This window comes from Leifsonia sp. 10N434, from assembly GCF_056394405.1.
On the sequence record NZ_JBFTHV010000007.1, the window covers coordinates 174,551 to 187,443 of the forward strand.

At 67.0% G+C, this 12,893-nt stretch carries 12 protein-coding genes; 1 reads left to right on the forward strand and 11 read right to left on the reverse strand.

Features of this window, described 5'->3' with window-relative positions; translation table 11 throughout:
* Window positions 1-2: 2 nt before the first annotated feature.
* From rplC to AC1DB1_RS17205, 9 genes are all read right to left on the reverse strand, one after another.
* On the reverse strand, window positions 3-662 hold the full coding sequence (gene rplC, locus AC1DB1_RS17165; protein ID WP_271175715.1) for a 50S ribosomal protein L3: 660 nt from the start codon (window positions 660-662) through the stop codon (window positions 3-5).
* 8 nt (window positions 663-670) lie between these two features.
* Window positions 671-979, reverse strand: coding sequence for a 30S ribosomal protein S10 (rpsJ, locus tag AC1DB1_RS17170; protein ID WP_005050520.1), 309 nt, complete (start codon window positions 977-979; stop codon window positions 671-673).
* A gap of 688 nt (window positions 980-1,667) precedes the next feature.
* On the reverse strand, window positions 1,668-4,295 hold the full coding sequence (locus AC1DB1_RS17175) for a DUF7927 domain-containing protein (RefSeq protein WP_477201669.1): 2,628 nt from the start codon (window positions 4,293-4,295) through the stop codon (window positions 1,668-1,670).
* A gap of 253 nt (window positions 4,296-4,548) precedes the next feature.
* On the reverse strand, window positions 4,549-5,742 hold the full coding sequence (tuf, locus tag AC1DB1_RS17180) for an elongation factor Tu (protein ID WP_271175717.1): 1,194 nt from the start codon (window positions 5,740-5,742) through the stop codon (window positions 4,549-4,551).
* Between the two features lie 157 nt (window positions 5,743-5,899).
* Window positions 5,900-8,014, reverse strand: coding sequence for an elongation factor G (gene fusA / locus AC1DB1_RS17185; protein ID WP_271175718.1), 2,115 nt, complete (start codon window positions 8,012-8,014; stop codon window positions 5,900-5,902).
* An 84-nt stretch (window positions 8,015-8,098) separates the two neighbouring features.
* Window positions 8,099-8,569 carry a 30S ribosomal protein S7 gene (gene rpsG / locus AC1DB1_RS17190; protein ID WP_163287610.1) on the reverse strand — a complete coding sequence of 157 codons (471 nt, stop codon included), beginning with the start codon at window positions 8,567-8,569 and terminating at the stop codon, window positions 8,099-8,101.
* Window positions 8,569-8,943 carry a 30S ribosomal protein S12 gene (gene rpsL / locus AC1DB1_RS17195; protein ID WP_055811472.1) on the reverse strand — a complete coding sequence of 125 codons (375 nt, stop codon included), beginning with the start codon at window positions 8,941-8,943 and terminating at the stop codon, window positions 8,569-8,571. Before rpsL ends, rpsG begins: the two co-directional genes overlap by 1 nt.
* Window positions 8,944-9,315: 372 nt before the next feature.
* Window positions 9,316-10,380 (reverse strand): hypothetical protein, encoded by a 1,065-nt coding sequence (locus AC1DB1_RS17200; RefSeq protein ID WP_271175719.1) that lies wholly within the window; start codon window positions 10,378-10,380, stop codon window positions 9,316-9,318.
* Between the two features lie 123 nt (window positions 10,381-10,503).
* Window positions 10,504-10,800: a WXG100 family type VII secretion target gene (locus AC1DB1_RS17205; RefSeq protein ID WP_271175720.1), complete on the reverse strand. Its 297-nt coding sequence runs from the start codon at window positions 10,798-10,800 to the stop codon at window positions 10,504-10,506.
* A 139-nt stretch (window positions 10,801-10,939) separates the two neighbouring features.
* Between AC1DB1_RS17205 and AC1DB1_RS17210 the strand changes: the two genes are divergently transcribed.
* Entirely contained in the window at window positions 10,940-11,695 is a 756-nt protein-coding gene (locus AC1DB1_RS17210) for a hypothetical protein (protein ID WP_477201670.1), read from the forward strand.
* On the opposite strand, the gene AC1DB1_RS17215 is transcribed toward AC1DB1_RS17210, so the two are convergent.
* Together AC1DB1_RS17215 and AC1DB1_RS17220 are read right to left on the reverse strand one after the other, a co-directional pair.
* Window positions 11,652-12,257 carry a hypothetical protein gene (locus AC1DB1_RS17215; RefSeq protein WP_477201671.1) on the reverse strand — a complete coding sequence of 202 codons (606 nt, stop codon included), beginning with the start codon at window positions 12,255-12,257 and terminating at the stop codon, window positions 11,652-11,654. The two genes, AC1DB1_RS17210 and AC1DB1_RS17215, sit on opposite strands and share 44 nt — an antisense overlap.
* On the reverse strand, window positions 12,254-12,886 hold the full coding sequence (locus tag AC1DB1_RS17220) for a hypothetical protein (RefSeq protein WP_477201672.1): 633 nt from the start codon (window positions 12,884-12,886) through the stop codon (window positions 12,254-12,256). Before AC1DB1_RS17220 ends, AC1DB1_RS17215 begins: the two co-directional genes overlap by 4 nt.
* Window positions 12,887-12,893 lie beyond the last annotated feature (7 nt).

Here is a 12,893-nt window from a genome sequence, read left to right on the forward strand (position 1 = left end):
GACTAGGCCCCCTTCACTGCGTTGCGGACGAAAACGATGCGGCCACGCGCGCCGGGAACGGCGCCCTTGACCAGCAGGAGGCCCTTCTCGGCGTCGACGGCCTGAACCTTGAGGTTCAGAACGGTCACGCGCTCGCCACCCATGCGACCAGCCATGCGCATGCCCTTGAAGACACGGCTCGGGGTCGAGGAGGCGCCGATGGAGCCCGGCTTGCGGTGGTTGCGGTGCGAACCGTGCGAGGAGGAGACACCCTTGAAGTTGTGGCGCTTCATGACACCGGCGAAGCCCTTGCCCTTCGACGTTCCGACGACGTCGACCAGCTGGCCGGCTTCGAAGATCGCGTCGACGGTCAGCTCCTGGCCGGCCGCGTAGTCGGCGGCGTCAGCGGTGCGGACCTCGGTGAGGTGGCGACGGGGGGTGACACCGGCCTTGTCGAAGTGACCGGCCGACGGCTTGTTGACCTTGCGCGGGTCGATCTGGCCGTAGGCGATCTGCACGGCGTTGTAGCCGTCGACCTCGGGGGTGCGCACCTGGGTGACCACGTTCGGGGTGATCTCGATGACAGTGACGGGGATGAGCTTGTTGTTCTCGTCCCACACCTGCGTCATGCCGAGCTTCTTGCCGAGCAGGCCCTTGGAAATCTTGGTCTCGATAGCAGACATGATCCCCCCTAGAGCTTGATCTCGATGTTGACGTCGGCGGGCAGGTCGAGACGCATGAGCGAGTCGACGGCCTTGGGCGTCGGGTCGATGATGTCGATGAGGCGCTTGTGCGTGCGCATCTCGAAGTGCTCGCGGCTGTCCTTGTACTTGTGGGGCGAACGGATGACGCACACCACGTTCTTCTCGGTCGGAAGCGGCACGGGGCCGACAACGGTCGCGCCCGCACGGGTCACGGTGTCGACGATCTTGCGCGCCGAGGTGTCGATGACCTCGTGGTCGTACGACTTAAGCCGAATGCGGATCTTCTGTCCCGCCATGTCTGACTCACTCTCTTGTTATGGCGTCGTACGAGACGCGGTCCCGTGAGGAACCGTTCTCGCATTGGACGCGGATGCGACGAACGCTGTGTTACGCCACTGTTCTTCTGTCAACTCACCGACCCCCGCGCCCGGGCGTGTCGCCCGGATCGGAGACATGGATGACCCATGTTCCCTGAGGTTGTCGATTAAGCTTTGTTCTGCTACCCGCGGCCTAACCATCTGCCGCCGGTCGAATAACGACCTCGCGGTGGGCTATGCACTGCCTGGCAGTGATCCGTTCGGAGCACACGTGAGCGCACTCGTTCCGGAATGTTGAACTAGACAAGTTTGCCAGACTCTCGGCTTTGCTGCAACCCGGGCGTGTCGCGCCCGCTGGCAAGGTGCCGGGAGTATTGTCCCGCGCTCGCCTCGCACTCGCCCCGCGCTCGCGGTGCGGGGTGCGGAAACGAAGGAGCGGGACCGGCTTTCACTGCCGATCCCGCTCGAGTGACGCCTCGCGCCGTCACTCCCTTCTGATGCCAACTGGTCCGCTTACGCGGCTCCCGAACTTTCCGCCCGAGGCCCTGTGTGCGGGTCGGCCTGGTTTGCGAGGCTGTGGGTATCCATACGCGCTCCTTTCGTCGGCGGTCCGTTCGGTACGAACGGTCCATTCATTGTGCGTCCGGATGAACGGGAGGTAAACCCCCTAGCTCGCTTCACCGCGGCGACGGCGCATCCAGAGCATGAACGCAGCGCCCAGTGCGATCAGCGCGAGCCCGGCGATCGTCGGCAGAGGCAGGTCACTGCCGGTGGCGGCGAGGCCGGTCGGAGTGCCGGTCGTCGTCACCGTCGTCGGCGGCGTGGACGTCGTCGGCGTGCAGTGGGTGGAGGCCGGCGGGTACGCCACCGTCTCGGCCGAGGTCGGGTTGATCCTCACCTCGACGATCGCGTCGTTGCGCAGGTTGTAGAACGGCGCGGCGGGATCGAGCACCCAGGTGCCGTCACCCAGCTGCCGCCATCCGGGCCAGCCGTTGCCGCGCCCGTTGGCGTCGACACTGGCACCGGGCCACAGCTGCGTTCCGCTGATGGTCTGCCCGTTCATCCAGCCGGCCGGCAGCGCCACGTAGTCGACCTGCTGCGCACCGTCGGCGAGCAGTGCGGCCTGATCGCCGGCCGGGATGTTCGGGTCACGGTTCGCGTAGCCGTCGCTCGTCCACCAGATCAGCGCGATCGTCGGGGCCGAGGTGAGGTTGAACGGGGTCAGCGAGTACGAGACGACCGGTGCATCGTTCACACAGAGCGACTGAGTGCTGACGGCGATCGCCTTCACCTTCGTGGTGTCGTGCGAGCAGTTGTCCGAGGTGTCCGAGTCGTGCTCGGTGCTGGTCACGCACGCCGAGTTGTCGATGTCCGGGTACGGTGAGTCGATCCCCGGCCGGCTGAGCGTTCCGACGGTCGCGTTGAAGTGCAACTCGGCGGAGTCGCCGGCGGCCAGCGTTCCCGAATAGGTCGCCGTGAGGACGCCGCCGGAGACGGAGGCCGTCCAGCCGGCGGGTCCGGTGAACGATCCCGCGACGTAGGTGACGCCCTGCGGGAGCGGGTCGCTCACGGTCACGCCGGTGGCCGCATCCGGGCCGCTGTTGGCCACGGTGAGCTGGTAGTCGATCGAGTCGCCCTTGCCGGAGTCGACGACACCGCCCTGGCCGCCGTCGGCGGTCGAGTGGGTCTTGACGATGGAGAGGTTCACGACGGGGACGCGGTGGGTCGTCTCACAGCTCGGCGGTCCCTGGGGCTGCGGCCCCGTCGACGGCGTCGGGCAGGATCCGCCCGGCCCGGGAGCCACGACGTTGTCGATGATGATGCCCGAGGCGTCGGGGTCGACGACCACGCTGAACGAGACGGACTTCGTCTCCCCCGGCGCGAGCGACGGCACGTGCCAGGTGGCGTTCTTGCCGGCGAGGCTCAGTGCGACGGGCAGCGCGCCGGAGAGGGTCGCGTGATCCAGCACGTTGCCCATCGCGTCGACGGCCGTGGCCGCGGCGACCGTGGCATCCGAGTCGTTGCGCGCGGTGAGCGTGTAGGTGATGGTCTGGCCCGGCTGAACGACGGACCCGCTCGCGGGATCGGCGGTCTTGGTCAGGATCCAGTGCGGAGTCGGATGGTCGGTCGTGCAGCTGCCGTAGCAGCTGCCGCCCGGCGGGACCGTCAGCACGTTGACCAGGTGCACACCGTAGGCGCCCTGGTTCACCCGTGCCGAGTAGGTGAGGGTGATCGGCCCGGTGAACGTGGTGATCGTCCAGCTGAGGGTGGTGCCCGTGATGGTGGCGGTTCCCTGGCTGGCGACGGGCACGCCGACCAGTGCGGCGTTGTTCAGCAGCTCGGACATGTCATCGGTGAGCGTGATGGAGGCCGGCATCTCTCCGGCGCTGTAGTTCAGCGTCAGGGTGTAGTCGATCACCTGGCCGGGGACCACGGTGGAGCCCGACACAGGATCGCTCGACTTCGAGACGGTCCACGTCGCCGGCACCTTCTTGTTGATGACGGTGCAGGTGACGTTCTGGCTCGCGGCACTGACCGTGAAGCCGAGCGCGCCCGCGTTCGTGACCCCGCTGTAGCCGTACACACAGGTCGCGTTCTTGCCGCCTTGCTGCACGAGCTCATAGCCGGGCTGCTGCGTCTCCGTGATCGTGATGGGGACGCTCGACTGCCCTTCGGGGAGCGTCAGCGAGAAGACCACGGCGCCGGTCGCGTCGTCGGTGGTGAGCGCCTGCGGGCTCGTCGGGAGTCCGGCGCTCTGCGCGGTGAACGCCCAGCCGGCGGGGGTCGCGTCGATGAGCGCCCCGGATGCGTCCTGGATGTACTTCTTGACCGTGACGGTCGTGGTGACCGCCGCGAGTGCCTTCGCCGTCGGAGCCGCCGATCGGGCCGACGGCGTCGAGGTCGACGGGGCCTTCGGAGGCGTCGAGGGCGTGGAGCTGTCGGGAGAGGCTTCGGGCGCCGATGCCGGCCCGGGGTCGGGCGAGGTCGCCGGCGCGGGGTCCGGAGCCGTCACCGGAGCAGGATCGGGCGCTGGCGCTGGAGCGGGCGCGGGTGCGGGATCCGGCGCTGGAGCCGGATCGGGGGCGGGCGCGGGGGCCGGATCGGGCGCAGGATCCGCAGCGGATGCGGGATCGGCCGCGGGCACAGCAGGTGCCGTTGCCGCGGGCTGGTCGGCGGCCGGAGCATCGTCGGCGTAGGCCGGGGCGGTGAAGCCGGTGATCGCGAGCGCCAGAACGATGGCCGGCGCGACAATGCGTGCGGCCCAGGTTCCGGCGACGGTGAACGGGGACCTCATGCGGTCGGGTTCACGTGATTCGGACGAGACGGAGTGGTGCGTGTTACGTCGCATGGTCGAGACCCCCTTGGCAAGCGCGACAAACCTCGGATCGGGTTTTGAGGTTTTCTCAGCTTACGGGAAGCGACCCTGCGTTGTCTTCTCTTATCGAGAATTGCTCACTTGTGCATAGGCCCCAGAACGGGGGCGTCACGGCATGCAGAAAGGGGCCGGGCCCGAAGGCCCGACCCCTTTCTGTCTCAGCAGTCGAAGACTACTTGATGATCTTCGTGACGGTACCAGCGCCCACGGTGCGGCCACCCTCACGGATGGCGAAGCCGAGGCCCTCTTCCATGGCGATCGGCTGGATCAGCGCGACGGTCATGTCGGTGGTGTCGCCGGGCATGACCATCTCGGTGCCCTCGGGCAGCGTGATGACGCCGGTGACGTCGGTGGTACGGAAGTAGAACTGCGGACGGTAGTTCGCGTAGAACGGGTTGTGACGTCCACCCTCGTCCTTCGAGAGGATGTAGGCAGTGCCCTCGAAGTCGGTGTGCGGCGTGACCGAACCCGGCTTGACGACGACCTGACCGCGCTCGACGTCCTCACGCTTGGTTCCACGGAGGAGCAGACCGCAGTTCTCGCCGGCCCATGCCTCGTCGAGCTGCTTGTGGAACATCTCGATACCGGTGACCGTGGTCTTCTGCGTCGGGCGGATGCCGACGATCTCGACCTCGGAGTTGATGGCGAGGGTTCCACGCTCGGCGCGGCCGGTGACGACGGTTCCACGACCGGTGATCGTGAAGACGTCCTCGATCGGCATCAGGAACGGCTTGTCCTTGTCGCGCACGGGGTCGGGGATGGAGTTGTCGACGGCGTCCATGAGCTCGACGATCGACTCGACCCACTTCTCGTCGCCCTCGAGAGCCTTGAGGCCCGAGACGCGAACGACGGGGGCGTTGTCGCCATCGAAGTTCTGGCTGGAGAGCAGCTCGCGGACCTCGAGCTCGACGAGCTCCAGGATCTCCTCGTCGTCCACCATGTCGGACTTGTTCAGCGCGACGAGCAGGTACGGAACGCCGACCTGCTTGGCGAGCAGAACGTGCTCACGGGTCTGAGCCATCGGGCCGTCGGTGGCGGCGACCACGAGGATCGCGCCGTCCATCTGAGCGGCACCGGTGATCATGTTCTTGATGTAGTCGGCGTGCCCAGGGGCGTCAACGTGCGCGTAGTGGCGCTTCGGGGTCTCGTACTCGACGTGCGAGATGTTGATCGTGATACCACGCTGACGCTCTTCCGGAGCCGAGTCGATCGACGCGAAGTCGCGCTGAACGTTGGTCGCCGACGGGTACTTGTCAGCAAGCACCTTGGAGATCGCCGCGGTGAGCGTCGTCTTGCCGTGGTCGACGTGACCGATGGTTCCGATGTTGACGTGCGGCTTAGTCCGCTCGAACTTGGCCTTAGCCACTGGGTCCTCCTCAGGACTCTCGTGTAGAAACCCCGGCCGATGGTTTTCGGCCGGCAACTCTACGGGATTGTTTACCTATGTTACTTGGTCGATCCGGGATACCGGAACGCTGGCGAACCAGCGGACCGGCATCCCCAATCTGTCAGGGGCTCTGCTACTACTCGCCCTTGTTCTTCTGGACGATCTCGTCGGCGACTGCCTTCGGGACCTCCGCGTAGCTGTCGAAGGTCATCGAGTAGACCGCGCGGCCCGAGGTCTTCGACCGCAGGTCACCGATGTATCCGAACATCTCCGAAAGCGGAACGTTCGCGCGGATCACCTTGACCCCGCTCGCGTCCTCCATCGACTGGATCTGGCCTCGACGTGAGTTGAGGTCACCGATCACATCGCCCATGTACTCCTCGGGCGTGCGAACCTCGACCGCCATGAGCGGCTCGAGGAGCACAGGGTTCGCCTTGCGAGCAGCCTCTTTGTAGGCCATCGAGCCGGCGATCTTGAACGCCATCTCCGAGGAGTCGACGTCGTGCGAGGCACCATCGACGAGGGTCGCCTTGACGCCCACCGTCGGGAAGCCGGCGAGAACGCCGACCTGCATGGCGTCCTGGATACCGTGGTCGACCGACGGGATGTACTCGCGCGGGACGCGGCCACCGGTCACGCCGTTGACGAACTCGTAGCTCGTCTCGGGGGTGACGTCCATCGGCTCGATCGTGATCTGGATCTTCGCGAACTGACCCGAACCACCGGTCTGCTTCTTGTGCGTGTAGTCGTACTTCTCGACGGCGCGGCGGATCGTCTCGCGGTAGGCCACCTGGGGCTTGCCGACGTTCGCCTCGACGTTGAACTCGCGCTTCATGCGGTCGACCAGGATGTCGAGGTGGAGCTCGCCCATTCCCTTGATGACCGTCTGACCGGTCTCCTGGTTCTGCTCGGTGCGGAACGTCGGGTCTTCCTCGGCGAGCTTCTGGATCGCGGTGCCCAGCTTCTCCTGGTCGGCCTTGGTCTTCGGCTCGATCGCGACCTCGATCACGGGCTCCGGGAACGTCATCGACTCGAGGACGACCTGGTTGTCCGGGTCGCTCAGGGTGTCACCGGTGGTGGTGTCCTTGAGGCCGATCACGGCGTAGATGTTGCCCGCGGTCAGGAAGTCGACCGGGTTCTCCTTGTTGGCGTGCATCTGGAAGATCTTTCCGATGCGCTCCTTCTTGCCCTTCGTCGAGTTCACGACGCCGGCGCCGCTGTCGACACGGCCGGAGTACACGCGCACGTAGGTCAGGCGACCGAAGAACGGGTGCACGGCGACCTTGAAGGCCAGAGCCGAGAACGGCTCGGTCGCGTCGGCGTGACGCAGGATGACCTTCTCTTCGTCGCGCGGGTCGTGCGCCTCGATGGCGGGCACGTCGAGCGGCGACGGGAGGAAATCGATCACAGCGTCGAGCATCGGCTGGACGCCACGGTTCTTGAAGGCGGAGCCGCAGAGGACCGGGTAGATCTCGCTGTTGATGGTGAGCTTGCGGATCGCGCCCTTGATCTCGGCGACGGTCAGCTCCTCGCCACCGAAGAACTTCTCGAGCAGTGCGTCGTCGGTCTCGGCGACGGTCTCGAGGAGAGCCTGACGGTACTCCTCGGCCTTCTCGACCAGGTCGGCGGGGATCTCCTCGATGGCGTACTTCGCACCCATCTGAACGTCACCCTTGGCGTCACCACGCCACGTGAGGGCACGCATCTCGATGAGGTCGACGACACCCTCGAAGTTCGACTCCGAGCCGATCGGCAGCTGCAGCACGAGCGGCTTGGCGCCCAGGCGGCTGACGATGGTGTCGACCGTGTAGTAGAAGTCGGCGCCGAGCTTGTCCATCTTGTTGACGAAGCAGATGCGCGGGACGTTGTACTTGTCGGCCTGACGCCAGACGGTCTCGGACTGGGGCTCGACGCCCTCCTTGCCGTCGAAGACGGCGACGGCGCCGTCGAGGACGCGGAGCGAACGCTCCACCTCGACGGTGAAGTCCACGTGGCCCGGGGTGTCGATGATGTTGATCTGGTTCTTGTTCCAGAAGCAGGTCACGGCCGCGGACGTGATGGTGATGCCGCGCTCCTTCTCCTGCTCCATCCAGTCGGTCGTCGAGGCTCCGTCGTGGGTCTCGCCGATCTTGTGGTTGACGCCCGTGTAGAACAGGATGCGCTCGGTCGTAGTGGTCTTGCCGGCATCGATGTGGGCCATGATGCCGATGTTGCGGACCTTATGCAGGTCGGTGAGCACGTCCTGTGCCACAGGGTTCCTCCGAAAAGTAGAAGTTGAGGGGGTTCCGCCGGGTGCTGGCCCCCATGGGGTACAACACCCGGCGGACAGAAATCATTACCAGCGGTAGTGCGCGAATGCCTTGTTCGACTCGGCCATCTTGTGCGTGTCTTCACGACGCTTGACGGCGGCGCCGAGACCGTTGGACGCGTCCAGGATCTCGTTGGTGAGACGCTCGGTCATGGTCTTCTCGCGGCGACCCTTGGCGTAGCTGGTGAGCCAGCGCAGCGCGAGGGTGTTGGCACGGTGAGGCTTGACCTCGACGGGCACCTGGTAGGTCGAACCACCGACGCGGCGGCTGCGGACCTCGAGGGTCGGGCGCACGTTGTCGAGCGCCTTCTTGAGGGTGGCCACAGCATCCTGGCCGTTCTTCGCGGCGACGCCTTCGAGCGCGTCGTAGACGATGCGCTCGGCAAGGCCCTTCTTGCCGTCGAGGAGGATCTTGTTGACGAGCTGGCTGACGATCGGTGCGCCGTAGACGGGGTCTGCGACGACGGGGCGCTTAGGAGCCGGTCCCTTGCGAGGCATTACTTCTTCTCCATCTTCGCGCCGTAACGGCTGCGAGCCTGCTTGCGGTTCTTGACGGCCTGGGTGTCGAGAGCGCCACGGACGATCTTGTAGCGCACGCCGGGGAGGTCCTTCACACGACCGCCGCGCACGAGCACCATCGAGTGCTCCTGCAGGTTGTGGCCCTCACCGGGGATGTAGGCCGTGACCTCGGTACCGTTCGAGAGCTTGACACGGGCCACCTTGCGCAGAGCAGAGTTCGGCTTCTTGGGCGTGGTGGTGTAGACGCGGGTGCAAACACCGCGCTGCTGGGGGTTGGACTTCAGGGCGGGCGCCTTGGTCTTTGTGACCTTGGGGCTGCGGCCCTTCCGAACCAACTGCTGAATGGTTGGCACTGACTTCTCCTTTTATGGACTGCACGGTGACAGGTGTTGCTGACCCGAGCCAGATCACGCCCTCGCGGGCACAAGTGGGATTCTCGGGGAATCGACGATCGGTCGGAATGGTTCGTAGTGATCGTCGATATGCCGTGGGGGCGCGGAACTACCGTGCGGTTGTTCCGGCCCATTCGGATGAGTACGTGCCTGCCCACTCGCAACCGCCCATTTCTGGGCAGCGAACGAGCGCGCGACAAAGCGCACACCCGATAAATCTTAGCTCACTGCGGGGTGACGGTCAAACGGATGCAGGCCGCACCGGCGCGGCGCGTGGCACCACCGCGCCGTTCGGGAGTATGGGCTGTGCGCCGCGCACCCCGCGGGCACCGATCAACCCTGCTGATCCTGTGAATCTGCGAAATAGGGCGTGAAGACCGCCTTCGATCCGTCGAACGTGATGACGCCCTGGAAGCCGAAGGTGATCACCTCACTGGTGCCAGAACCCGTGGCGCCGTCGGAGGAGCGTGTCAGCGTCGCGGTCGCTTCGACGCGTCCGTCTTCGCCGCTCGCCGCCGGCCAGCCGCCCGCTTTCGTGTACTGCGGAGCGATCGAGGTGTACGGACGGTGGTCGAGGTGCCACTGCAGATCACTGAGGTCGATCCCGTCGTCGGGAACGACACCGAACGGGCAGTCGGCGGGGGCGGCGTCGTGCGATGCGAGACATGCATCCAGCCAGTCGTCGACCGCCTTCTCCGCCCGCGCCTCGCCGTCCGGGGTGAGGTGCGCGGCGAACGTCGCCGGCTTGTGGTCCCGGCCGGGCGGCGCCGAGGAGGCGTCGGCGTTCCAGACGTCGAACTCCGCGCTCGCCGATTTCACCATCACCGGGTAGCTGCCGGGGAACGCCCGCAGAGTCACCGCGACACCGAGCGGAGTGCTCACCGGCGTGGCGCCCCCGACCGTGTAGGTGATGCCACGCGGGCCCGAGACGCTGACGCCGACGACATCCGGATGGACGCCGACCAGCCGCCACAGGGGAAGGAAGGGCAGTCCGCCGGCGCGCTCCACGGTGAAGGCCTGCTCGTACGGGCCGTCGCTGCGGCGGATGGTCGCCGTGATCGTGGCGCTGTCGCCATGCGTGACGGTGCGGGAGAGCGAGAAGGAGGCGATGCGATCGGTCGCCTTGGCGAGCACGGCATCGGTGAGGAGGACGTCGGATGCGTTCGTGCTGATGCCGGCCAGCCGGAGGGCGTCTTCGGCGTGGGCGTGCTCGAGGTCGGACAGGTAGCTGCCGACGAGGGTCTTCGGCAGGTTCTGGTACGCGGACACGGTGACGATACCGAGGGCGACGGCCCCGGCCGTGACCAGAACCGCTGCGGCGCCGACGAGCCACCAGAGCAGGCCGGAGCGGGATCGCCTCGCGGTGGCCGTCGGCGCGCTCGGAATCGTCTCGCTCATCGGCTCCCCCTCGTCACAACGTTGTCGAGTGTAGCGACCGGACGCGGCGGAGCGCGGGCCCCTTTTCAGGTGCCCGCGCTCCGGGAAGTCGGAGCCGTCGGCGGCTCCGGTGCCGTCGGAGGACTAGCCGCCGATGCCCTTGGCCAGCTCGCTGTCGACGTTCTGCAGCGCGTCGGCCGCCTTGGTGAGGAACTGCGACATCCCGTCGAGGCCGTTCACGGCCTCCGTGGTGCCTTTGGTGAACTGCTCGTACGAGCTGTGGAACGCGCCCGAGGCCTGGTCGGTGACGAAGCCACCGTTCACGAGGCCGTTCACCAGGTTCTGGAGCTCGTGGAGCTTCGCGGTGATGTCGTCCTTGCCCGAGGTCAGGCGGTTGGCGGCATCGGTCATCTCGCCGTACGTGACGTTCATGTTTGCCATGACGTTCAATCCCTTCGTGTTCTGAACGGCCAACCCCTCGGGCCGACCAGCTACCGGTAACCTATCGGCGCCCGGTGCCGGGGTGGAATGGGGAGGACTCCCCATGTCGCGCATCCGGTCTTTGACTAGCCTGGTCACCATGCCTTCGTACTCACCGATGAAGCCGAACCCGCAATCGTCGGCCGGCCAGGCGAAACGTTCCCGTGCTCAGCGCTACGAGACACCGCCCTCGGCCACGGCCAGGGCACTCCGCCCCGTCGGGTACCTCCTGATCGGGCTGGTGTGGACGATCATCGGCGCCGTGACCCTCTCGCTGCCTGCGCTGCTCACCGTCGGCCTGGCGTCCAGCGACTCCTTCACGACCAAGGACTTCGTGCAGAACGGCGACATCTTCGTGCTCATCCTGGCCGGCCTCTTCGCCGTCGTCGTGCTCGTGCCCCTGCTCGGCTACGCGTTCATCGCGCTCCCCCTCGCATCCGTGCCGCTCGCGGTGCTCGCATTCACCTACGTCGTGCGGTCGCTGCGGCCGTCGTACGCCTCGGAGCGCCTGTCGGCGACCGGATGGACCCGCGAGGCGATCGGCCCGATCACGGTCTACCCGACCGCGATGTCGCTGCTGCCGCTGCGCGTGACGCCGTGGACGCGGTTCTGGACCCAGCTGATGTTCCTCGGCTGGATCCCCGGCAAGGACCTGCTGCTGGCGGCCATCCCGTACGGCCTCGTGTCGTTCCTGGTGCCGGGGTGGCTGCTCTGGCCCGTCGGTCCGGCGGCGGCCGTCGTGTGGAGCATCGTCTCGCTGGTCCTGGTGGTCGCGACCGTCGTGCTCGTCGTGCGTGCCGCCCGCGTGCGGTTCAGCGGGGCTCGGCGGGGCGTTCCAGTGGCGGCCGGAAGCTGATCGAGTCGACGATCGCGTCGAAGAGCTCGAGGTAGAGCTCGGGCTCCACCGCCATCGGGGCGTTCACCCGCACGTGGATGACGCACGACTCGTCGGGCGCGGCGAACCGGTAGTCGGCCAGCAGCTCGGGAGCGCTCTGCTCCTCGTACCGAGTCTGCCTGACGGTGGACGAACGGCGTGCCGGCCCGAACGACAGGTCGAGCGGATCGCCGGCGGGGAACGCCGCCGCCAGCCGCTCCTGCACGGAGCCGGATGAACCATCAGGCCACTTCTCGCGCCCCATGACGATCGACGCCGGGAACGGCACGCCGGGAAGGATCTCCATCGAGAGGGCGAGCGCGAAGGCATCGCTATCGATGGCGAGTGCGACCAGCTTGTCGAGCTCGTCGCGCACGGTCCGGCGCGTCCGCGCCAGGCGGTCGGCACGACCGACCCGTTCGGTCACGAGGCGTGCGACGCGGCGGCGGGCCGCCTCCTCGTCGTGCAAGGGGATGGTCGCCCAGGTTCCGGGGAAGACGATCGCCAGCTCGCTGTCGAGGGCGGTGAGCCTGGCATCCGTCATCGGGCGTCTCCCAGCGTGACGACCAGGCTGTCGGCGATGGCCTGGGTCTCGGCGACCATGTCGTCGAAGCCGCCGATGAACGCCGAACGGAACTCCATCTGGAAGGCCTGCGCCGCCCCGACCGGGAAGATCACGAAGACGACGCGCTGCTCGAGCACGGCGTCGTCGGCGTCGGGCTCGGCCAGAGCGGTCAGGTGGGTGAAGCCGACGAGCTCACCGGCCGGATGCGCGGAACGCCACGACTGGTACCCGCGCACCTCGTACCCGGGCTCGCGGTGCCCGGCCTGCGCATCCGTCGCCGCCAGGAAGCTCTCGGGCGAGTCGTCGGCCTCGAGCTCGAGCAGTTCGAACGTCTGGTAGGCGCTCAGCACCCCGGCCTCCGGCACCGGGAGGTAGACGCGGGCGCGCGTGCCGCCGCTCGCATCCTGCCCGTACAGCACCTGCTGCAGCACGGTGAGCTGCTCGACGACGCCGGGTGCCAGGTCGCCGGCACCGAGCTCGGCGGCCAGGGCCGTCGGCCACTCCTCCGCCCCCTCCTCGCCGAGCAGCACGACGTCGTACCAGCCGTCGGGGGTCTCGAACGAGAAGTCGACGATGTCGCGCGGACGCAGGGAGGTCGGGTTCGACATGCGTGGA

What these genes read in the sequence shown, in the direction of transcription:
- AC1DB1_RS17215 (WP_477201671.1), bottom strand. Translation starts at nt 12,257, where the DNA reads ATGACGGATGCCAGGCTCACCGCCCTCGACAGCGAGCTGGCGATCGTC.
- AC1DB1_RS17175 (WP_477201669.1), bottom strand. Translation starts at nt 4,295, where the DNA reads ATGAGGTCCCCGTTCACCGTCGCCGGAACCTGGGCCGCACGCATTGTC.
- AC1DB1_RS17220 (WP_477201672.1), bottom strand. Translation starts at nt 12,886, where the DNA reads ATGTCGAACCCGACCTCCCTGCGTCCGCGCGACATCGTCGACTTCTCG.
- AC1DB1_RS17205 (WP_271175720.1), bottom strand. Translation starts at nt 10,800, where the DNA reads ATGGCAAACATGAACGTCACGTACGGCGAGATGACCGATGCCGCCAAC.
- AC1DB1_RS17210 (WP_477201670.1), top strand. Translation starts at nt 10,940, where the DNA reads ATGCCTTCGTACTCACCGATGAAGCCGAACCCGCAATCGTCGGCCGGC.
- rplC (WP_271175715.1), bottom strand. Translation starts at nt 662, where the DNA reads ATGTCTGCTATCGAGACCAAGATTTCCAAGGGCCTGCTCGGCAAGAAG.
- rpsJ (WP_005050520.1), bottom strand. Translation starts at nt 979, where the DNA reads ATGGCGGGACAGAAGATCCGCATTCGGCTTAAGTCGTACGACCACGAG.
- rpsG (WP_163287610.1), bottom strand. Translation starts at nt 8,569, where the DNA reads ATGCCTCGCAAGGGACCGGCTCCTAAGCGCCCCGTCGTCGCAGACCCC.
- AC1DB1_RS17200 (WP_271175719.1), bottom strand. Translation starts at nt 10,380, where the DNA reads ATGAGCGAGACGATTCCGAGCGCGCCGACGGCCACCGCGAGGCGATCC.